Origin of the sequence: Gordonia heveisoli (genome assembly GCF_030315745.1) — a bacterium.
In the GTDB taxonomy this organism is placed as follows: domain Bacteria; phylum Actinomycetota; class Actinomycetes; order Mycobacteriales; family Mycobacteriaceae; genus Gordonia.
The window spans coordinates 110,758-129,318 of the sequence record NZ_JASXSH010000007.1; the positions used below are offsets into that span (position 1 = coordinate 110,758).

The window sequence follows — 18,561 nt, forward strand, 5'->3', positions numbered from 1 at the left end:
CGGCCGGTGGCGGGGTGGATCGTGCCGAAAGTGGGGGACGGGTTGTTCATCCCCGGGTTTCAGGCGGGCCGGAACCAGGCTTCGGGTTCGGCGCGCAGGGCCTTGGCGATGCGCAGCCGTGAGGTGTCGGCGAGGTCGGCCGGAAGGGCATCCGGGCTGAACCAGCCGACGGCGGTGTTCTCGTCGTCGGCGACGATCGCCTGGCCGTCGAGATGCCGGGCGAGGAAGCAGACGTCGAGGTATTGAGTCTGGTCGCCGTTCGGGTAGACGATCGGTCCGGTGACGTCGACGCTGGTCAGGCGGATGATCTCGGCGTGGATACCGGTTTCCTCGGCGATCTCGCGCAGTGCGGCGGGTGCGGGTTCCTCGCCGGGTTCGAGGATGCCGGACACCACGGCCCACTGTCCGGTGTCGGCCCGACGGGTCAGCAGGATCTCGTCGTCGGCGTTGGTGACGACGGCGCTGACCCCGGACAGCCAGAGCGGTGCGTGGCCGATGTGGGCGCGCAGATCACGGATGAATTCGGGAATCGGCATGGGGTCATCCTGGCATCCACCGATCTCGCAGCACACCTGGTGGCCGGTGCCTCAGGGGGAACCCTGAACTTTGCCGGAGATCGGCTCTGGGCTGGTGAAATACGTCGCGATCGGGTTCACAGTGGAGTCATGACCACGACAACGAACACCTCCAACGGACTCGGTTTCTGGAAGATCCTCGGCATCATCGTGCTCGTCATCCTCGCGTTGACGATCATCGTGCCGCTGCTGAAGGGTCTGTTCTGGATCGCTCTCATCGCACTCGCCGCCTACGGCGCGTTCACCCTGTTGCGCTCGCGATCGGGATAGGCGCGCCGCGCGGGCTATTGATCTCAAGATGGTGTCTGATTGCCCAATCGGCGGTATCGATGCAGGTGGACGGACTACTTTCCGTCATGGTCGCGTCGCCCGGCGGGACTGATCCGATTCACCTGTGGAGTTGGCTATGAAGCGCATGATGCAAGCGGTGTCGGTTATCGGTGCGGTGGGAATCGCATTCGCGGTCGCGGGATGTTCCGACGATGACAACGATTCGAGCGGCGGTTCACCGGCCAGCGGTGATGCGTCGGTGAGCCTCGGTGGCGAACCGGTGCAGCTGACCGACAACAAGGTCGCCTGTGTGAGCAACGGCGGCAACGTCAACATCGCGGTCGGATCGCAGACCGGGCGCGCCGGGATCGGCGCGGTGGTCACCGAGGGTGACAACCCGGAGGTGGTGTCGGTCGGCATCGCCGCAACCAACGGCATCCTGTACGGCTATGCGAAGGCCGCGCCCGGCGCCAACGCATCGGCGACCAAGGACGGCAGCACCTACACGCTGACCGGACAGCTCACCGGGATTGATCCCGCCAACCCGACCCAACAGCTCACCAAACCCTTCGAGATGAAGGTGACCTGCCCCTGACCCTGCACGTGGGTGAGGGACCCGCAGTTCAGGGACCCGCAGTTCAGGGACCCGCAGTTCAGGGACGCCGTGACCCGCTGTAGTCGATCAGTTCACTCGGCGACTCGCCCGAGGACTCGGCGGCCACCGCGGCCAGATTCTCGCCGACGGAGACATGTGGGGACGCGGCGCCCGCCTGCGGCTCGCCGGTCGGGTCCGGTGCGACAGCCGGCCCGGTCGGCGCGGTCCTGTTCGGGCTGGTGAACACGGACGCGATCGCGCCGACGATGCAGCAGACGATGGCGAAGGTGAACGCCGCGGACAGTCCGTCGGCGAACGGATCGCTGATCAGGTGCGGGAAGAAGTCGAGTCCGGTCAGGGCATGTTGGTCGGCCGGCGGCACGCTTGACAGGTGATCGCCGAGCAACTCCTTGACCGGGTTGTAGCCGAGGAACGCGGCGAACAGCACGGCCACCGCCGGCAGTGATGCGACCTCCGCCGCCTGATCGGCCGGCACTCCGTGCGCGGTCAGTCCGGCGTTCATGGTGTCCGGCAGATGTGCGGACAGGCCGCTGATCATCAGGCTGAAGAACACGCCGATGGACAGCACCATCGCCGCGTTCTGGAAGGTCGTCATCATGCCCGAGCCGGAACCGCGGGCGTCGACGGGCAGGCTGTTGATCACCTCGGCGCGGTTGGGGGAGGAGAACAGGCCCATACCGATGCCGTTGAGCGCCAGGACCGCTGCGAAGGCGGGGTAGGAGAAGTCGACCGGCATCGCGATCAGCGCGGCAAAGGTGCCCGCGGTGATGAGCATGCCGATGGTGGTGAACCACTTGGTGCCCAGCCGGTCGGAGAGCGCCCCCGACACCGGTGCGACGAGGAGGAAGCCGATCGTCATCGGCACCATGTAGATGGCCGACCACAGCGGCGTCTGTTCGAAGTTGTACCCGTGCTGGGGCAGCCAGATGCCCTGCAGCCAGATGATCAGGATGAACTGCAGACCGCCGCGGCCGATCGAGGCCATCAGGTTGGCGACGTTGCCGAACGTGAAAGAGCGGTTGGCGAACAGGGACAGGTTGAACAGCGGGCTTTCGACGCGTGTCTCGATCATCACGAAGACGGCCAGGACCAGGGTGCCGCCGATGAGGCAGGTGAGCACCGACGGGCTCGTCCATCCCATCGCGTGGTCGCCGTATGGCTGGATGCCGTAGGTGATGCCGACGAGAACCGCGACCAGGCCGACGGCGAAGGTCGCGTTGCCCCACCAATCCATCTTGGCGCGCGTGCGGACACCGGTATCGCGCAGTTTGAGGTAGGCCCACACGGTGCCGACGATGCCGAAGGGGACCGAGACCAGGAAGATCAGATGCCAGTGGATGGGGGCGAGGATGCCGCCGACCAGCAGGCCGAGGAAGGATCCGGCGATGGCGGCGACGCCGTTGATCCCCAGTGCCAGTCCGCGTTGATGGGCGGGGAAGGCGTCGGCGAGGATCGCCGACGAGTTCGCCATCAGGAATGCACCGCCCACGCCCTGGACGACACGCCAGAAGATCAGCCAGATGGCGGCCGGTGAGCCGTCGAACCAGGTGATGGCCAGGAAGATCGACGAGATGGTGAAGATGAGGAAACCCAGGTTGTACATGCGGGCGCGGCCGAACATGTCGCCGAGTCGGCCGAAGCTCACCACCAGCACCGCGGTGACGACCAGGAAACCCATCATCATCCACAGCAGGTAGCTGGTGTTCTCCGGCAGCAGTGGGTTGAGGTGGATGCCGCGGAAGATGTCGGGCAGTGCGATGAGCACGATCGACGAGTTGATGGTGGCGATCAGCATGCCGAGTGTCGTATTGGACAGGGCGATCCACTTGTAGCTGTCGTCGTGGGTGGCAGCAGCCGTGGCGGTGGAGGCGGGTGTCGTTGTCATCTCGTCCTGGTTCGATTGATTCTGGCGCGTCCCGTACTGATTGCCTGCGGCGCTCAAGGAGCCGCTGCGGTCTTTTCCGGGGTTGCGGTCTTCTCCGCTGGCGCGTCCCCGGCCGGTATGTCGTAGATGCACGCCTCGTCCAGCCCGAAGGCGTCGGCGAGAAGGGCGAGCCCCTTGCCGACGGTGGTGCGATCGGCCTCGCTGAGCCGCTCGAGGGCGTCGGCGACCAGCGATGCCCGGGCCGACCGGGCGTTCCCGATCAGTTCGACGCCGACCTCGGTCGCCGAGAAGAGCCGGGCGCGGGCGTCGTCGGGGTCGACGGTCCGCTCGACCAGGCCTTGTTCCTCGAGTGAGGCGACGATGCGGGACATCGTCGGCGGGGTCACCGATTCGCGTTGGGCGAGTGCGGACAGCCGGATCGGTGAGTGTTTGACGATGGTCCACAGGGTCGCGGCTGCGCCGGCGGTCAGGCCGCCCTGACCGCCGCGGGTACGCAGCGCGCGGGTGATCTGCGCCAGCCGGTGGTAGACCAGCGCGGCGTCGGCGGTAGCTGTCGAACGCTCGGGAGGCATGTGCCCGATTATTAGTTGCTAGATACTAAGTAATCGAACGGTAATGTCACAGAGTGGGAATCGTGTCCGTCTCGGCGGTGTAACTCCGGTCCGGACCGGAGGTCGCCGCGTAGCGTTGGAATCGGTACACATCTCGTCCGAGTGGAGGAATCATGCTGTCACTGAGCATCATCGGCTGGATCATCATCGGCGGGCTCGCCGGCTGGATCGCCTCGAAGATCATGAAGACCGATGAGCAGCAGGGGATCATCCTCAACATCGTCGTCGGCGTGATCGGCGGCCTCATCGGTGGCTGGCTGCTCGCACTGTTCGGGGTTGACGTCGGTGGCGGTGGATGGATCTTCAGCTTCGTCACCTGCCTCGCGGGTGCCTGCCTGCTCATCTGGATCGTCGGGCTGGTCCGCGGTCGCAGCAAAGTGTGACTGGGCACCTCGACGGCATCGACGATTGACCGAAGGAGAACTGTTGTCACGGATAGCGATCATCGGTGGACACGGCAAGATCGCGTTGCGTGCGGCGCGGATCCTGACCGCCGCGGGAAACGAGGTCACCGGGATCATCCGTAATCCCGACCATGCCGCCGACGTCGCGGCCACCGGTGCGGTGCCGGTGATCGCCGACGTGGAGAACCTTGCCGTCGACGCGCTCGGTGAGGTTCTCGCCGGGCATGACGCGATCGTGTGGTCGGCCGGTGCGGGCGGCGGAAATCCGGTCCGCACCTATGCCGTCGATCGCGATGCGGCGATCCGGTCGATGGATGCGGCCGCGGCGGTCGGCGTCGACCGGTATGTGATGGTGTCCTACTTCGGTGCCGGACCCGACCATGGTGTGCCGGAAGGGGATTCCTTCTACGCCTATGCGGAGGCCAAGGCCGCCGCCGATACCTATCTCGCCGCCTCCTCGCTGTCGTGGACCATCCTGGGTCCGAGCAGGCTGATCGACGAGCCGGGTACCGGCCTGATCTCGGTGGGAGGCCGACGTAATCCGGCGAGCGAGGTCAGTCGCGACAACGTCGCCGCAGTCATCGCGTCCACCCTCGCCGATGCGTCCACCGTGCGCCGTGTCATCGAGTTCGACGACGGTTCCACCCCGATCGCGGATGCTGTCGCGACTGCGTGACATCGTCGGCGACCAGCATGTGCTGACCGACCCGGACCAGACCGCGGGTTATCTGACCGACTGGACCGGGAGGTTCACCGGAGTGGCGTCGGCGGTGGTCCGCCCGCGCACCACCGCCGAGGTGGCCGCGGTGATGTCCCTCTGCGCGGCCGAATGTGTCCCGGTCTGCGTGCAGGGCGGCAACACCGGCCTGGTCGGCGGCTCGATACCGCCATCGGGCCCCGACGTCGGTGCGGAACGAGGGGCCGCGGGTCCGTTGTTGCTGTCGACGACCCGGATGACCGACATCGGGGAGGTCGACACCATCGGACGGTGTGTCGGCGTCCAGGCGGGCGTCACGGTGGAGGCGGTCGATGCGGCCGCGGCCGCCGCCGGACTCGCCTTCGGTGTCGACCTGGCTGCGCGTGCGAGCGCGACCGCGGGTGGGGTGGTCGCCACCAACGCCGGTGGTATCCGGATGATCCGACACGGCAACACTCGCGCCCAGATACTCGGCATCGAGGCCGTGCTCGCCGACGGGCGCATCCTGCGCCGCTGGTCGTCGCTGGTCAAAGACAATGTCGGATACGACCTGCCGGGTCTGCTGGCCGGCAGCGAGGGCACCCTCGCCGTCATCACCGGCGTCTTGTTCCGGCTCGTGCCCGCATTGCGCGAGACGATCGTCGCGGTGGCCGGATTCGATTGGGTCTCCGACGCCATCGCACTGATCGGTACCGCGACCGACCGCGGTCTGACCGTCGAGGCGGCCGAGATCATGACCGAGGCCGGAGTGGACCTCGTGCACTCTCACGGACATCGACGGCCGCTGGCGACACCCGCGCCCTATCTCGTCCTGGTGGAGGTGTCCGGGACCGGCGACGTCGAGCAGGCGGTCGTGGACCTTCTCGCCGCGGCAGGCATCGCCGATGCGGTACTCGAACCCGGCCCGGCGCGGGCGCTGTGGTCGATCCGAGAGAGCCACACCGAGTCCATCGCGCGCTCGACTGCCACCCCGGTGGTCAAACTCGATGTGTCCGTACCGATCCGCGCGTTGCCGCAGGCCTTCGACGACCTGTCGGCACTCGCCGCCGACGACGCCCGTCCCTGTCGGCCGATCCTCTTCGGCCACGTCGGCGACGGCAACATCCACGTCAACCTGCTCGACGTCGCCGAGGACGACACACGGGCGTTGACCGAGAAGGTCTTTGCGATCGTCACCGCGCACGGCGGCAGCATCAGCGCCGAGCACGGCATCGGCCGCGCCAAGACGGACTGGACGCACCTGGGTCGCAGCGATGTCGACCTGGCGGTCATGCGGTCAGTGAAGGACACCTTCGACCCGAACGGGTTGCTGAATCCGGGAGTGATTTTCGGGTAGGGGGCCATCTGGCTCAATCGGGAAGAGTGGACGATGCTCCGCCTTTCAATCACCACGATTCGGACCCTGGGCGCAGGTCGTCAGCGGCGCTAACGTCTGGCACTCGTGTCCACGACAACTTTTGACCCGCCCGTCCTCGAGACATCCGCCGGCCCTACCGGCCCCGTCGTCGAGACCGACGACGAGCGGCGTAAGCGGCTGCGGACCGTCGTCGCGGCGAGTCTGCTGGGCACCACCATCGAGTGGTACGACTTCTTCCTCTACGCCACGGCCGCCAGCCTGGTGTTCAACAAGATCTTCTTCCCCGACCAGAGTTCCTTCGTGGGCACGCTGCTGTCGTTCGCGACCTTCGCCGTCGGATTCGTGGTGCGCCCGATCGGTGGCGTCGTCTTCGGGCACATCGGCGATCGGATCGGCCGCAAACGCACCCTCGCCCTGACGATGGTGCTGATGGGGGTGGCGACCGCCCTGATGGGTGTGCTGCCGACCGCGGCGACCGTCGGCATCCTCGCGCCGGTGCTGTTGCTACTGCTGCGCGTCCTGCAGGGTTTCGCGCTCGGTGGGGAATGGGCGGGTGCGGTGCTGCTGGCCGTCGAACACAGCCCGGCACGCAAACGCGGATTGTTCGGGTCCATCCCCCAGATCGGCCTGGCGCTCGGACTCGCCCTGGGCACTGCGGTTTTCGCGCTGCTGCAGGTCGTCTTCGACGAGCGGCAGTTCCTGCTCTACGGCTGGCGGATCGCGTTCCTCGTCAGCATCGTGCTCGTGGTCATCGGCTTCGCGGTCCGGCTCAAGGTCGACGAGACGCCTGCCTTCGCCGCGGTCGAGGAACTGTCCGAGCAGTCCGCGGCACCGCTGAAAGAGGTTGTGCTGCCCCCGAACACCCGCAACACGGTGTTGGGGCTGCTGGCCCGGTGGGGCGAGGGCTCGGCGTTCAACACCTGGGGTGTATTCGCCATCGCCTACGCGACCGGGACGCTGGGAATGTCGAAGGTGTCGGTCCTCGTCGCGGTGAGTATCGCCGCGGTGGTGATGGCACTGCTGCTGCCGGTGTCGGGTCTGCTCACCGACCGTTTCGGTGCGCAGCGGGTGTACCTGGTCGGCATGGCGGCCTACGGGATCTCCGTCTACCCGGTCTTCGCGCTGTTCGGCACCGAGGATCTGGTGTGGTTCACCGTCGGACTCATCCTCGTCTTCGGTGTGGTCCATGCACTGTTCTACGGCGCCCAGGGCACCTTCTTCGCGAGCCTCTACCCGACGAATGTCCGCTACACCGGGCTGTCGGTGGTGTATCAGTTCTCCGGCATCTACGCGTCGGGCCTGACCCCGCTCATCCTGACAGCACTCATCGGCGCGGGCGGTGACACCCCCTGGCTGGCCGCCGGGTATCTGGTGGCGACCGCGGCGATCAGCGTCGCTGCCTCCGCCGCCATCCGCAAACGCGACCTGCACTTCTAGCAAGACCGGGAATGGTTCCCGGCCGACGTCGGTTGCCATTCGACGATGACCGCACACGATCTGGACCTGGCCGGGCTCGGCGCCCCCGAACGTCCCGGTTTGCATCCCCTGCTCGCCGGGCGGTTCAGCACCGCCGACTTCGATCCCGTACACGAGGTCGGTGACGCCACCGTCGACGTCCTCCTCGACGCGGCCCGGCGTGCGCCGTCGGCGGGTAACTCTCAGCCGTGGTCGTTCATCGTCGGGCGGCGCGGTGATCCCGTGCACGCCAGACTGGTCGGGCACCTGAGCGCCGGGACCCGGGCCTGGGCGCCCGCGGCTGGGCTGCTCGTCGCGAATCTCGCGCAGATCCTCGTGGAGGACACCGACTTCGACTACTCCGAATTCGCCCACTACGACCTCGGTCAGGCCGTCGCGCATCTGACGGTGCAGGCACAGTCGCTGGGACTGTCCGTGCACCAGTTCCGCGGATTCGATCGCGCGGGCGCCGAAAGTGAGTTCGCCGTGCCGCCGCACTGGCAGATCACCAGCATGGCGGCGGTCGGACGATCGGCGGTGCCGGAGCGTCGCCCGACACCGCGGGCGGTGGCGGCGTCGACGACGCCGGTTCGCCGCACCGTCGACGAGATCACCTGGGCGCGCCACCCGCGCCTGAGCAGGCGTCCTCGCGCCCACCCGGCAGGACCCGGCAAACCCTGAGACGATAGCGGTGTGAACGGCGTCGACGGGCCGGACGACCGGCTGACCGAACTCGCACATCGCTGGGGCATCGCCCCCACCTACATCGGCTCGGACGAGCGTGAACATGTCGTCGCCGCGTCCACCATCGTCGCGGTACTCGCCGCGCTCGGCGTCACCGCGAATTCTGCGGAGGCGGTGGAAGCTGCGATCACCGACGCCGACCAACGGGAGTGGCGTGCCTTCCTGCCGGTCGTCACCGTGGTAACCGAAGGTGGCGGGAGTTTCAGCGTCCATGTGCCGCACGGGGATCCGGTCCAGGTCTACGTGGTGACCGAATCCGGTCAGATCCGCGCGGCCGAACAACTCGACATCTGGGTGGCGCCGAGGGAGATCGACGGCGAACTCGTCGGCCGCGCGACCTTCGCGGTGCCCGCCGACCTCGAACCCGGCTATCACCGTCTCAAAGCGCTCAATCCGCGCAGTGCGGCGGCGGCGAGCGCACCGCTCATCGTCACCCCGGCGCGGCTGGACACCACCGATGCACTTCTCGCGCGACGACGGTGGGGACTGGCGATCCAGCTCTACTCGATCCGCTCGGCGCGCTCCTGGGGCGTCGGCGACTTCGGCGACCTGGGTGAGATCGCGGAGATCGCCGGTGGTACGTACGGCGCCGACTTCGTGCAGGTCAATCCGCTGCATGCGGCGCAACCGGCGCCGCCGCTGGAGAATTCGCCGTACCTGCCGACCTCGCGTCGCTTCCTCAACCCGCTCTACATCCGGATGGGTGCCATCCCGGAGTTGGCCGGGTTGCGACGGAAACAGCGTGAGCGGATCGCCGCGATCGAACGTGGATTCCTACGCGAGAACACCTCGACGAAACGGATCAAACGCGACAAGTCCTTTCGCGCCAAGATGGACTGCCTCGAACTCGTCTTCGACGTTCCACTGACCGCCGAACGGGCCGCCGCATTCGAGGCCTATCGGCATCGAGAAGGTAAGGGGCTGCGTCGATTCGCGACCTGGTGTGCCCTCGCCGAACGCTATGGACCCGACGACCCGAAGTGGCGCAGACAGCTGCTCGACCAGGACTTTGTCAAGGCCAAACGGGTGAAGTACAAGCGTCGCATCGACTTTCACATGTGGTTGCAGTGGATCTGCGACGAACAGCTGGCCGCAGCGCAGCAGGCGGCGTTGGCGGCAGGCATGTCCATCGGGGTGATCGCCGACCTCGCCGTCGGGGTGGCACGCCACGGGGCCGACGCCTGGACCCTCGGTGACGTGCTGGCCGGTGGGGTCAGTGTGGGCGCGCCTCCCGACGCGTTCAATCAGCAGGGGCAGAACTGGAGCCAGCCGCCCTGGCATCCGCGCCGACTCGCCGATGTCGGGTACGAGCCTTATCGCGACATGCTGCGCACCGTCCTTCGGCATGCCGGTGGGCTGCGCGTCGACCACGTCCTCGGTCTGTTCCGGCTGTGGTGGATTCCCGACGGCGCGTCGGCCGCCGACGGTGCCTACGTGCACTACGACCACGATGCGCTGATCGGCATCCTGGCACTGGAAGCGCAGCGTGCGGGTGCGGTCGTCATCGGCGAGGATCTGGGCGTCTTCGAGCGGTCGGTGCAGGATGCGCTGCGGGAGCGGGGGATTCTGGGCACGTCGATCCTCTGGTTCGAACACGGACCGTTCGCACCGATCCCGCCCGAGGACTATCGGGCGCTGTGCCTGACCTCGGTCACCACTCACGACTTGCCGCCGACCGCGGGCTACCTGGCCGGTGACCACATCACGTTGCGCGCGGAGTTGGGCCTGCTGGAGTCCGACATCGAGACCGAGCGTGCGCGTGACACCCGCGACCGCGAGGCCATCCTGGAACTGGCCCGTGCGCGGGGACTACTCGGCACCGATGCGGCACCGGACGATCCGGCCACCGTCGACGCGCTGTACGCGCTCATCGCCCGCAGTCCGTCGGCGCTGCTGGGCGTCGCGCTGGTCGATGCGGTCGGGGAGCGGCGCACCCAGAATCAGCCCGGCACCGACGCCGACCAGTATCCCAACTGGTGTATCCCGCTGGCCGACGCGGACGGTGCGGCCGTGCTGGTGGAGGATCTGGCGAGTAACGCCCGCTTCGCGCACCTCGTCGAACTCCTTGCGCGCGAGGGGCTATAGGACACCGGGTGTCACCCCTCGTCGGCGCGCCGTGCCGCGATCACGGTGAGGATCAGGGCGATTGCGGCGAGGGCCGCGACCGCGATGTTGAACGCCACCCCGGCGGTGCGTAGCCCCCAATGACTCGCGGCGATGCCCTCACCGATGATCGGGATCGACAGGGCGACGTAGGCGACGACGAAATAGGTCGAGGTGACCTCGGCGCGGCGGTCACCGGGGGAGGCCGCGACGACCGCTGCCAGTCCCTTGGCGAAGGACATACCCTGCCCGACACCGCAGATGATGCCGCCGACGATGAGGATCGCGAGGGAGGCGGCCACCAGGCCGGCGATGATGACGCCGACGCCGACGACCAGGACCCCGCAGCCGATGATCAGCGCCGACTCGGTGGGCATACGCCGGGTCAGGATCTGGGTGAGGGCGGAGGTGCCGAACAGTAGGCCGACCACCAGACCGGCGACGGCATGGCTGTCGTTGCCGATGATGTGGGAGATGAACGACGGCGCCACACCGGTGAAGGTGCCCATCACCGCGAAACCCGCGAAGGCGGCGATGGCCGCACGCGCGAAGACGCCACGGACGGGGGCGGGGATCGACAGCCGCTGAACGCTCAACCGGGCGCCCGGTCGGCGGTCGACCGATTCGGTGAGCACCCAGACCCCGACGAAGGCGAGGGCCACGAGCGCGATGTCGAGGATGAAGGGGGTGCGCAGCGGCGCAGGCCCCCACTCGGCGAGCACCCCGGCGATGAGTGGGCCGAGGCCGAGGCCGCCGATATTGGCCGCGGTGGCGATGGCAGGTGCGCGCTGCTGCCAGGACGGCGGTGCCAGTTCGATGACGGCCGCGGTGGCCGCGCCGGTGTAGATACCCGCGGACAGGCCGGACACGATCCGCCCGACGAGCAACTGCCAGACCGGACCGGCGGTCAGGAAGATCACCGCGCTGATCGCCGACAGGATCGCGCCGGCGAGCAGGAGCGGCCGGCGCCCGATGACATCGGACCACCGACCGAAGCAGATGAGCGCGAAGATGACGCCTGCCGCATAGACACCGAAGATGACGGTCGTCGTCGTGACCCCGAAGTCGAGTTCGCCCGCATAGATCGCGTACAGCGGGGTGGGCAGCGTCGTGCCGAGCATGACGACGGCGAAGGCATAGACGACGGCGACGAAGGGCGCCATGGCGGATCGGGCTGGGGAAGTGTGACCGGTGTCGGGTCCGTCGGTGGTGATTGGCACGTTGTATGCCAAGTCTGTGGGCGGCGCCGCTATTCCTTTCCGGTTCCTTCCCGGTCGGGATGGGTGGGCTGGGGTCGGTGGTGGTTGGGCAGGTGGCGAGTACCGGTGGTGTCGGCTCAGGCCGCGCCCTCGGCGGATTCGGGGTAGCCGGCGAGCATCAGACCGGCGACGGCTGTGAGCGCCTGCGTCCATGCCTCGGACATCTCATCGGTCCAGGCGTCGGCACCGATCTCGGCCATGGTGGCGACCAGGACCTCGGCGACGATGCCGTACATCGGTTCGGTGACGCCCCAGTCGGCATGGCGCCGGCCGAGGGAACCCAGCGTCGAGGTGAGCCAGGCGGCGTCGTCGAGGTGGTCGAGGACCGAGATCACCGCGGTGCGCAGCATCGAGGCCTGCTGCCGGGTGTCGCGGCCGAACATCGGTGCGACCTCGGGGTGGAGTTCGAAGAGCTTGTCGTAGAAGCGAACGGTCAACCCGTCATCGGGGAGGTCGACGAGAGCGAGGCTGGTCTCCAAGAGTTCTTTGTCCATGCTCATCACTGTCCGCGTCGGGCATTACCTCCGTGCGACCTCGGGTTTCATATCGGGTAACCGCTATTTCACAGATTGCAGTCATGAAATGTGAGGTTGTGATGGGAATGCTTGAGTGTTGACTGTGACGGCGATTACTGTACAAGTCAGTAACGGATACTTTGAGTCGGGGAGGCACCGATGACCGAGTTGACACAAGACTCGTTGGCACAAGAGCCGTTGGCACAAGAATCGATGGCACAAGAATCGATGGCACAAGAATCGGCGCAAGTCCGCGACGACGAGCAGCCCGACCATCAGGTGCTGATCGTCGGTGCGGGATTCGGCGGGATGGGCGCCGGAATCGCGTTCAAGCGGCTGGGTATCGACGACATCGCCATCCTCGAACGCTGCGACGACCTCGGTGGCACCTGGCATGTCAACCACTACCCGGGCCTCGCCGTCGACATCGCGTCGGTGACGTACTCCTACTCCTTCGAGCCCAACCCGAACTGGTCGCGGCTGTTCGCGCCGGGGGCCGAACTCAAGCGTTATGCCGAACATGTCGCCGACAAATACGACCTCAAGCGGCATATGGAGTTCGACACCGCCGTCACCGCGGCGCACTGGGACGACGAGCAACGGTTGTGGCGGGTGACGACCGCCGGCGGTGAGACCCGGACCGCCCGCTATCTGGTCACCGCGACCGGCTTTCTCTCCCAGCCGCACACCCCTGACTTCCCCGGGATCGACACCTTCGCTGGGCGGATTCTGCACACCACCGCATGGGAGGACGGCTACGACTTCGCCGGACGACGCGTCGCGGTGATCGGTACCGGTGCCACCGCGGTCCAGCTGATCCCGGAGATCGCGTCCAGAGCAGACGAATTGACGGTCTTCCAGCGCACCCCGATCTGGGTGGTGCCGAAGGTCGACTTCCCGATCCCGCCACCGGTGCGCACCCTGTTCCGGCGGTTCCCGCTGACGCAGCGGGCTGCTCGCGTCGTGAACACCTCGATGCTGGAGATGCTGATGGTCGTCGGGGTCCTGCACTTCCGTCAGGCCAAACTCGGCAACAAGGCGGCGGCGCTGCTGGCGCGGGCGCATCTGCGTGTCCAGGTCCGTGATCGTGCGACGCGCCGTAAACTCACCCCCGAGTACGACTTCGGTTGTAAGCGACCGACATTCTCCAATTCCTACTTCGCCAGCTTCAACCGGCCCTCCGTGCGGTTGCAGACCTCGCCGATCGTGCGTGTCGAGCCGGACGGCATCGTCTGCGCCGACGGCACCAAAGCCGAGATCGACACCCTCGTGCTGGCCACCGGGTTCAACCTGTGGGATGTGAACTTCCCGGCCTTCGAGATCGTCGGCCGGGAAGATCGCAACCTCGGGCAGTGGTGGCGGGAGAGCCGCTTTCAGGCTTATGAGGGCATCACCATGCCCCGGTTCCCGAATATGTTGTCGCTCAACAGCCCCTACTCCTATAGCGGGCTGTCGTATTTCACGACCATCGAGGGGCAGATGCGTCATATCGCGCGACTGTTCGGTGAGGTACGACGACGCGGCGCGGACACCTTCGAGGTGACCGACGCCGCCAACACCGAGTTCCTCGACGACATGACCCACAAACTGGAGTCGTCGGTCTTCTACGACGGCAACTGCTCCGGGTCGCGCAGCTACTACTTCAATCAGCACGGTGAAGCTACTCTGCTGCGGCCGACCGCGACGCTGCGTACGCTGCGGGAGATGAACTCCTTCCCGCTCGACGCCTATACCTACCGATGAACGACCTGTGGTCGAGCCGATCCTGATGGGTGCGAGGATGCGTGCCTGGGCGGTGCCTGCGCCCGGCCCGATCGACACGGCGCCGCTGGTCGCGGTCAGCAAGCCGATCCCCGAACCCGGACCCGGTGAAGTCCTGGTGCGGGTGCGCGCATGTGGGGTGTGCCGCACCGATCTGCATGTCGCCGAAGGGGATCTGGCGGTCCACCGGGACTCGGTGACACCGGGGCACGAGGTGGTGGGAGAGGTGGTCGCCACTGGCGACCAGGTACATGGCTTCGGCGCAGGCGACCGGGTGGCCGTTGCGTGGCTGAGGTGGACCTGCGGCCACTGCGACGACTGTCGTCGGGGTGCGGAGAACCTGTGTGCCGCATCCCGTTACACCGGATGGGACGCCGACGGCGGATATGCCGAGTATGCGGTGGCGCCGGCCGACTTCGTCTACCGCCTGCCCGACGAGATCGATGATGTCGCCGCGGCGCCGCTGCTGTGTGCCGGCATCATCGGATATCGCGCGCTGCGCCGGACCGGACTGCTCGGCGGCGGGCCACCCGACGACGGTCCGGACCGGCCCCCGCGGCTGGGGCTCTACGGATTCGGTGGCAGCGCGCACCTGTGTGCGCAGGTGGCCATCGCCGAGGGGATCGAGGTTCATGTCCTCACCCGTGGCGCGGACGCCCGACGTCTCGCCCTGCGGCTGGGCGCCACCAGCGCCGGTGACGCCTACGACGCCCCGCCCGTTCTCCTCGACGCGGCCATCACCTTCGCCCCCGTCGGCGAGTTGGTGCCAGTGGCGATGCGCGCGCTGCGCCGCGGCGGTGTGCTGTCCATCGCGGGCATCCACCTCAGCGACATCCCCGCGCTGAACTACGAACGGGAACTGTTCTACGAGAAGGAGATCCGCTCGGTGACCGCCAACACGCGGCGTGACGGCACCGAATTCCTCGATCTCGCGGCCCGACACGGGGTCCGCGCCACCACCCATACCTACCCGTTGTCGGCGGCCGATCGTGCGCTGGCCGATCTCAAGCACGGCCGCTTCGACGGTGCCGCGGTGCTCGTCCCCGACTGACCCGCGCCTGGGTGTGTGACGGTCGGCGACCCGATGATCAGACGGGATCGAGCAATTCGGGTCCGTTGTTGGCGACCCTGTTCACCAGCGGGGCCACCTCGCGGATGTCGATGGCGTCGGCGATCGCCGGGGACGGGGCGGAGAACAATTCGTCGGGTGCGCGCTGGTCGGGATCGAGCCACGCATCCCACTCGGCGAACGGCATGATCAGCGGCATCCGGTCGTGCACGTCGGTCAGTTTGCCGACCGCATCGGTGGTCAGGATCGAACAGCTCAGCAGCGGAGCGGTGTCCTTGGGGGCATCCTTGGGGCGCCACACCGACCACAGACCGGCCATGAACAACCGCGTTCCGTCGGCCGGCGACATGAAGTACGGGATCTTGGTTGGCTTGCCCTTGGTGTCGGGCGGGCCCGGCTTCCACTCGTACCAGCCGTCCATCGGGACCAGGCAGCGTCGCGACTTCACCGAGGATCGGAACGAACTCTTCTCCGCGACGGTCTCCGCGCGGGCGTTGAACAGCAGCGGCCCCTTGCCGACTTCCTTGGCCCACGCAGGCACCAGCCCCCAGCGCATCGCCCGTATCCGCAGGGTCGGGTCGGTGGTGGGGTCGTCGTGGTCATGGCGTTTGACCACCGTCATCACGGTGGTGGTCGGCGCCACGTTGTAGTTGGTCCCAGGTGAGTAGTTGGTCCCAGGCGAGTAGTTGGTGCCAGGTGGGCGGGACGGCGCGTCCAGATCTGTCTGGTCCGCACGATCGGCCGGGGGTTCGGGGGGAGGCACCTCGTTGACGGCGTCGATCTCCGCCGCGAGCTTCGCCGGGTCGGTGGTCACCGCATAACGTCCGCACATGGAATCCATGCTGCCCCAGCGCACCGACAGTCGTCGCGCTCAGGCGCAGATGGCTGCGGTCACCGCGCCGGTGGCGGTGATGAGGTCGGCGGGGGACAGGGCGATCTCCATACCCCGGCGGCCCGCACTGCACAGCACCAGCGGATGGTCGAGCGCGGAGGAGTCCACGACCGTCGGCAATGCGGACTTCTGCCCGACCGGGGACACGCCGCCCAGGACGTAACCGGTGCTGCGGGTGACGTCGCGGGCGTCGGCCATGACGGCTTTGGCCGCACCCAACGCGGCCGCGGCGGCCTTGAGCGACAACCGCGTGGGGACCGGCAGCACGGCGACAGCCAGCTGGGGACGCGCTCGGCTGCCACCGGTCAGGCTGATCACGAGTGTCTTGAAGATCTGATCCGCGCCGATCCCCAGCGTCGGCGCGAGCGCCTCGACGGCTTCGTCACCGTAGGCCGCCGATCGCGGATCGTGGGTGTAGCGGTGCACGGTGTGTTCGATGCCGGCGCGTTCGAGCGCGGCGATCGCCGGGGTGGCTGACATCAGGTGTTCTCCGCTCCTTCGCTGGTCTTGCCGGAGGCCACGATCGGCGTTCGGGCCGGTGACGCGGCCCCTGTCCGGCGACGCCGGGGAACATTTGTCCCGGTCGGGCTGTTGGCACCTTGTGACAGTACGACGTGAGGACGAGGAGGAAAGATCCCCGATGGTTGCCGCCTTGATGGATGTCGCACTGCGCGAGTCGCGTCCCCTCGCCTCCCCCAAAGTCGAGATGTCGGTCGGTGGGACGGCGGACTGGGCCACCCCGCTAAACTGGACCGACGGCGTGCGCCTCACATCACCATCGTTGTCGGTGGCGCCCGCACCGCGTCTCACCGAAGGGATCGATGTGGCCGAACCCAAGTCGACCGACCACACGGCGCCGCGTCGAGCCGATCCGAACGAGACACCCGAGCAGCTCACCGAGCGGTTCGAGCGTGACGCGCTGCCACTGCTCGACCAGATGTACGGGGCGGCCCTGCGGATGACGCGGAATCCGGCCGATGCCGAGGATCTCGTCCAGGAAACCTACGTGAAGGCGTTCACCGCGTTCGCGTCCTTCCGTGAGGGCACCAACCTCAAGGCGTGGCTGTACCGCATCCTGACGAACACCTATATCAACGGCTACCGCAAGAAGCAGCGGCAGCCGGCGCAGTACCCGACCGACGAGATCACCGACTGGCAGCTGGCCGCGACGGCCGAGCACACCTCGACGGGTCTGCGGTCGGCGGAGATCGAGGCCCTCGACGCATTGCCGGACGATGAGATCAAGGCGGCCCTGCAGGCGCTGCCCGAGGATTTCCGGATGGCCGTGTACTACGCCGACGTGGAAGGGCTTCCTTACAAGGAGATCGCCGAGATCATGGACACCCCCATCGGCACCGTCATGTCCCGATTGCACCGTGGCCGACGCCAGCTACGCGAGTTGCTCGGTGACGTCGCACGCGAGCGGGGTTTCAACCGTTCCGCCAAGGGCGCCGACGCGCAGGATGCCGGGGTGGCCCGATGAGTGCCGAGATCGATCCGGAATTTACCCAGCTCGATTGTTCGGCCGTCATCGCCGACGTGTGGTTGCTGCTGGACAACGAATGCGACCCCGACGCGCGGGAGCGGTTGCGGGCGCACCTCGACGGTTGTCCCGCCTGCCTCGCGCACTACGGCATCGAGGCTCAGCTCAAAACGCTCATCAACCGCAAATGCGGCGGAGAGCAGGCACCGGCCGGGCTGCGTGACCGGCTGCGGGTGGAGATCCGCAAGACGGTGATCGTGCGTGAGGCCGGACGCCACGCCGACGGCACCGAAGCCTGATCCAGGCCGGTTTCGGGGTATGAAAAAGCCCGGGCGGTCGCCGGTCCTCGAATGAGATCGGCGGTCACCGCTCCGGGCGTTCCACCATGCCTGAGATTTGGAGCTCAGGAGTTGGGGCGCTTGCCGTGGTTGGCAGCGTTCTTCTTACGTGCACGCTTCTTGCGTCCGCGCTTACCCATGACGGATCTCCTTCGTCTGACGTTGTAACCGATCCATTGTCCCACGTCGGGGTTCCGATCCGGGAATCGGTGTGCGGTTGTGGGGCGCTTGTACACCGGTGCGGCGCTACCCGCGAGTAGTGCCCAGCCGTCGTCGTGGGCCGCCGGGGTGGGCTAACTTATGTGCATGGCAGAAGACGTCGTTGCAGAAATCGTCGCGACCGTGCTCGAGGTCCGTGCGACCCCGGGACAGCAGGTCGCCGTCGGTGACCAGCTGGTGCTGCTGGAATCGATGAAGATGGAGATCCCGGTACTCGCCGAGGATCCGGGCACCATCGCCGAGATCAAGGTGAAGGTCGGCGACGTGATCCAGGCCGGCGACGTCATCGCCGTCTACGAGCACTAGCG

21 protein-coding genes are annotated in these 18,561 nt (G+C 67.2%); 13 read left to right on the plus strand and 8 right to left on the minus strand.

Features of this window, described 5'->3' with window-relative positions; translation table 11 throughout:
* Nucleotides 1-59: 59 nt before the first annotated feature.
* Nucleotides 60-536, minus strand: a complete 477-nt coding sequence (locus QSJ18_RS08385) for an NUDIX hydrolase (protein ID WP_286325902.1) — start codon at nucleotides 534-536, stop codon at nucleotides 60-62.
* 129 nt (nucleotides 537-665) lie between these two features.
* Between QSJ18_RS08385 and QSJ18_RS08390 the strand changes: the two genes are divergently transcribed.
* Nucleotides 666-845 carry a hypothetical protein gene (locus QSJ18_RS08390; RefSeq protein WP_286325903.1) on the plus strand — a complete coding sequence of 60 codons (180 nt, stop codon included), beginning with the start codon at nucleotides 666-668 and terminating at the stop codon, nucleotides 843-845.
* 136 nt (nucleotides 846-981) lie between these two features.
* Nucleotides 982-1,440, plus strand: a complete 459-nt coding sequence (locus QSJ18_RS08395) for a lipoprotein LpqH (protein WP_286325904.1) — start codon at nucleotides 982-984, stop codon at nucleotides 1,438-1,440.
* A 58-nt stretch (nucleotides 1,441-1,498) separates the two neighbouring features.
* Here QSJ18_RS08395 and QSJ18_RS08400 read toward each other — a convergent pair whose 3' ends face one another.
* Both QSJ18_RS08400 and QSJ18_RS08405 read right to left on the minus strand, forming a co-directional pair.
* Complete coding sequence (locus tag QSJ18_RS08400; RefSeq protein ID WP_286325905.1) at nucleotides 1,499-3,346, minus strand: MFS transporter; 1,848 nt, start codon at nucleotides 3,344-3,346, stop codon at nucleotides 1,499-1,501.
* Between the two features lie 53 nt (nucleotides 3,347-3,399).
* Entirely contained in the window at nucleotides 3,400-3,918 is a 519-nt protein-coding gene (locus tag QSJ18_RS08405) for a MarR family winged helix-turn-helix transcriptional regulator (protein WP_286325906.1), read from the minus strand.
* A 152-nt stretch (nucleotides 3,919-4,070) separates the two neighbouring features.
* Here QSJ18_RS08405 and QSJ18_RS08410 point away from each other — a divergent pair, with 152 nt between their 5' ends.
* The 6 genes from QSJ18_RS08410 to malQ all read left to right on the plus strand — a co-directional run bounded on the left by QSJ18_RS08410 (nucleotide 4,071) and on the right by malQ (nucleotide 10,699).
* A complete protein-coding gene (locus QSJ18_RS08410; RefSeq protein ID WP_286325907.1) occupies nucleotides 4,071-4,340 on the plus strand; it encodes a GlsB/YeaQ/YmgE family stress response membrane protein in 270 nt (89 codons plus the stop codon).
* A gap of 43 nt (nucleotides 4,341-4,383) precedes the next feature.
* Complete coding sequence (locus QSJ18_RS08415) at nucleotides 4,384-5,037, plus strand: SDR family oxidoreductase (RefSeq protein ID WP_286325908.1); 654 nt, start codon at nucleotides 4,384-4,386, stop codon at nucleotides 5,035-5,037.
* Nucleotides 5,018-6,394, plus strand: a complete 1,377-nt coding sequence (locus QSJ18_RS08420; RefSeq protein ID WP_286325909.1) for an FAD-binding oxidoreductase — start codon at nucleotides 5,018-5,020, stop codon at nucleotides 6,392-6,394. Before QSJ18_RS08415 ends, QSJ18_RS08420 begins: the two co-directional genes overlap by 20 nt.
* Nucleotides 6,395-6,499: 105 nt before the next feature.
* Complete coding sequence (locus QSJ18_RS08425) at nucleotides 6,500-7,852, plus strand: MFS transporter (protein ID WP_286325910.1); 1,353 nt, start codon at nucleotides 6,500-6,502, stop codon at nucleotides 7,850-7,852.
* A 45-nt stretch (nucleotides 7,853-7,897) separates the two neighbouring features.
* A complete protein-coding gene (locus QSJ18_RS08430; RefSeq protein ID WP_286325911.1) occupies nucleotides 7,898-8,551 on the plus strand; it encodes a nitroreductase family protein in 654 nt (217 codons plus the stop codon).
* 12 nt (nucleotides 8,552-8,563) lie between these two features.
* Nucleotides 8,564-10,699, plus strand: a complete 2,136-nt coding sequence (gene malQ, locus QSJ18_RS08435) for a 4-alpha-glucanotransferase (protein WP_286325912.1) — start codon at nucleotides 8,564-8,566, stop codon at nucleotides 10,697-10,699.
* Between the two features lie 11 nt (nucleotides 10,700-10,710).
* Here the strand turns inward: malQ and QSJ18_RS08440 are convergent, their stop codons facing one another.
* Both QSJ18_RS08440 and QSJ18_RS08445 read right to left on the minus strand, forming a co-directional pair.
* Complete coding sequence (locus tag QSJ18_RS08440; RefSeq protein WP_286325913.1) at nucleotides 10,711-11,880, minus strand: MFS transporter; 1,170 nt, start codon at nucleotides 11,878-11,880, stop codon at nucleotides 10,711-10,713.
* Between the two features lie 173 nt (nucleotides 11,881-12,053).
* A complete protein-coding gene (locus tag QSJ18_RS08445) occupies nucleotides 12,054-12,470 on the minus strand; it encodes a globin domain-containing protein (RefSeq protein ID WP_286325914.1) in 417 nt (138 codons plus the stop codon).
* A gap of 249 nt (nucleotides 12,471-12,719) precedes the next feature.
* On the opposite strand from QSJ18_RS08445, the gene QSJ18_RS08450 reads away from it, so the two are divergent.
* Both QSJ18_RS08450 and QSJ18_RS08455 read left to right on the plus strand, forming a co-directional pair.
* Complete coding sequence (locus tag QSJ18_RS08450) at nucleotides 12,720-14,234, plus strand: flavin-containing monooxygenase (protein ID WP_286325916.1); 1,515 nt, start codon at nucleotides 12,720-12,722, stop codon at nucleotides 14,232-14,234.
* A 37-nt stretch (nucleotides 14,235-14,271) separates the two neighbouring features.
* Entirely contained in the window at nucleotides 14,272-15,303 is a 1,032-nt protein-coding gene (locus QSJ18_RS08455; RefSeq protein WP_286325917.1) for a zinc-binding alcohol dehydrogenase family protein, read from the plus strand.
* A 37-nt stretch (nucleotides 15,304-15,340) separates the two neighbouring features.
* Here QSJ18_RS08455 and QSJ18_RS08460 read toward each other — a convergent pair whose 3' ends face one another.
* On the minus strand, nucleotides 15,341-16,153 hold the full coding sequence (locus QSJ18_RS08460; RefSeq protein ID WP_286325918.1) for an SOS response-associated peptidase: 813 nt from the start codon (nucleotides 16,151-16,153) through the stop codon (nucleotides 15,341-15,343).
* 39 nt (nucleotides 16,154-16,192) lie between these two features.
* Nucleotides 16,193-16,693, minus strand: coding sequence for an aminoacyl-tRNA deacylase (locus QSJ18_RS08465; protein WP_286325920.1), 501 nt, complete (start codon nucleotides 16,691-16,693; stop codon nucleotides 16,193-16,195).
* A 160-nt stretch (nucleotides 16,694-16,853) separates the two neighbouring features.
* Here QSJ18_RS08465 and QSJ18_RS08470 point away from each other — a divergent pair, with 160 nt between their 5' ends.
* Nucleotides 16,854-17,696, plus strand: coding sequence for a sigma-70 family RNA polymerase sigma factor (locus tag QSJ18_RS08470; RefSeq protein WP_286325921.1), 843 nt, complete (start codon nucleotides 16,854-16,856; stop codon nucleotides 17,694-17,696).
* Complete coding sequence (gene rsrA / locus QSJ18_RS08475) at nucleotides 17,693-17,995, plus strand: mycothiol system anti-sigma-R factor (protein ID WP_286325923.1); 303 nt, start codon at nucleotides 17,693-17,695, stop codon at nucleotides 17,993-17,995. Before QSJ18_RS08470 ends, rsrA begins: the two co-directional genes overlap by 4 nt.
* A 104-nt stretch (nucleotides 17,996-18,099) precedes the next feature.
* On the opposite strand, the gene QSJ18_RS20235 is transcribed toward rsrA, so the two are convergent.
* A complete protein-coding gene (locus QSJ18_RS20235) occupies nucleotides 18,100-18,174 on the minus strand; it encodes a 50S ribosomal protein bL37 (protein ID WP_370452957.1) in 75 nt (24 codons plus the stop codon).
* Between the two features lie 166 nt (nucleotides 18,175-18,340).
* Between QSJ18_RS20235 and QSJ18_RS08480 the strand changes: the two genes are divergently transcribed.
* Nucleotides 18,341-18,559, plus strand: a complete 219-nt coding sequence (locus tag QSJ18_RS08480) for a biotin/lipoyl-binding carrier protein (protein ID WP_286325924.1) — start codon at nucleotides 18,341-18,343, stop codon at nucleotides 18,557-18,559.
* The last annotated feature ends 2 nt before the right edge of the window (nucleotides 18,560-18,561 follow it).

What these genes read in the sequence shown, in the direction of transcription:
- rsrA (WP_286325923.1), top strand. Translation starts at nt 17,693, where the DNA reads ATGAGTGCCGAGATCGATCCGGAATTTACCCAGCTCGATTGTTCGGCC.
- QSJ18_RS08460 (WP_286325918.1), bottom strand. Translation starts at nt 16,153, where the DNA reads ATGTGCGGACGTTATGCGGTGACCACCGACCCGGCGAAGCTCGCGGCG.
- QSJ18_RS08455 (WP_286325917.1), top strand. Translation starts at nt 14,272, where the DNA reads ATGCGTGCCTGGGCGGTGCCTGCGCCCGGCCCGATCGACACGGCGCCG.
- QSJ18_RS08400 (WP_286325905.1), bottom strand. Translation starts at nt 3,346, where the DNA reads ATGACAACGACACCCGCCTCCACCGCCACGGCTGCTGCCACCCACGAC.
- QSJ18_RS08445 (WP_286325914.1), bottom strand. Translation starts at nt 12,470, where the DNA reads ATGGACAAAGAACTCTTGGAGACCAGCCTCGCTCTCGTCGACCTCCCC.
- QSJ18_RS08430 (WP_286325911.1), top strand. Translation starts at nt 7,898, where the DNA reads ATGACCGCACACGATCTGGACCTGGCCGGGCTCGGCGCCCCCGAACGT.
- QSJ18_RS08450 (WP_286325916.1), top strand. Translation starts at nt 12,720, where the DNA reads ATGGCACAAGAATCGGCGCAAGTCCGCGACGACGAGCAGCCCGACCAT.
- QSJ18_RS08405 (WP_286325906.1), bottom strand. Translation starts at nt 3,918, where the DNA reads ATGCCTCCCGAGCGTTCGACAGCTACCGCCGACGCCGCGCTGGTCTAC.
- QSJ18_RS08465 (WP_286325920.1), bottom strand. Translation starts at nt 16,693, where the DNA reads ATGTCAGCCACCCCGGCGATCGCCGCGCTCGAACGCGCCGGCATCGAA.
- QSJ18_RS08480 (WP_286325924.1), top strand. Translation starts at nt 18,341, where the DNA reads ATGGCAGAAGACGTCGTTGCAGAAATCGTCGCGACCGTGCTCGAGGTC.
- QSJ18_RS08440 (WP_286325913.1), bottom strand. Translation starts at nt 11,880, where the DNA reads ATGGCGCCCTTCGTCGCCGTCGTCTATGCCTTCGCCGTCGTCATGCTC.
- QSJ18_RS08385 (WP_286325902.1), bottom strand. Translation starts at nt 536, where the DNA reads ATGCCGATTCCCGAATTCATCCGTGATCTGCGCGCCCACATCGGCCAC.
- QSJ18_RS08390 (WP_286325903.1), top strand. Translation starts at nt 666, where the DNA reads ATGACCACGACAACGAACACCTCCAACGGACTCGGTTTCTGGAAGATC.
- QSJ18_RS08410 (WP_286325907.1), top strand. Translation starts at nt 4,071, where the DNA reads ATGCTGTCACTGAGCATCATCGGCTGGATCATCATCGGCGGGCTCGCC.
- QSJ18_RS08395 (WP_286325904.1), top strand. Translation starts at nt 982, where the DNA reads ATGAAGCGCATGATGCAAGCGGTGTCGGTTATCGGTGCGGTGGGAATC.
- QSJ18_RS08470 (WP_286325921.1), top strand. Translation starts at nt 16,854, where the DNA reads ATGGTTGCCGCCTTGATGGATGTCGCACTGCGCGAGTCGCGTCCCCTC.
- QSJ18_RS08420 (WP_286325909.1), top strand. Translation starts at nt 5,018, where the DNA reads ATGCTGTCGCGACTGCGTGACATCGTCGGCGACCAGCATGTGCTGACC.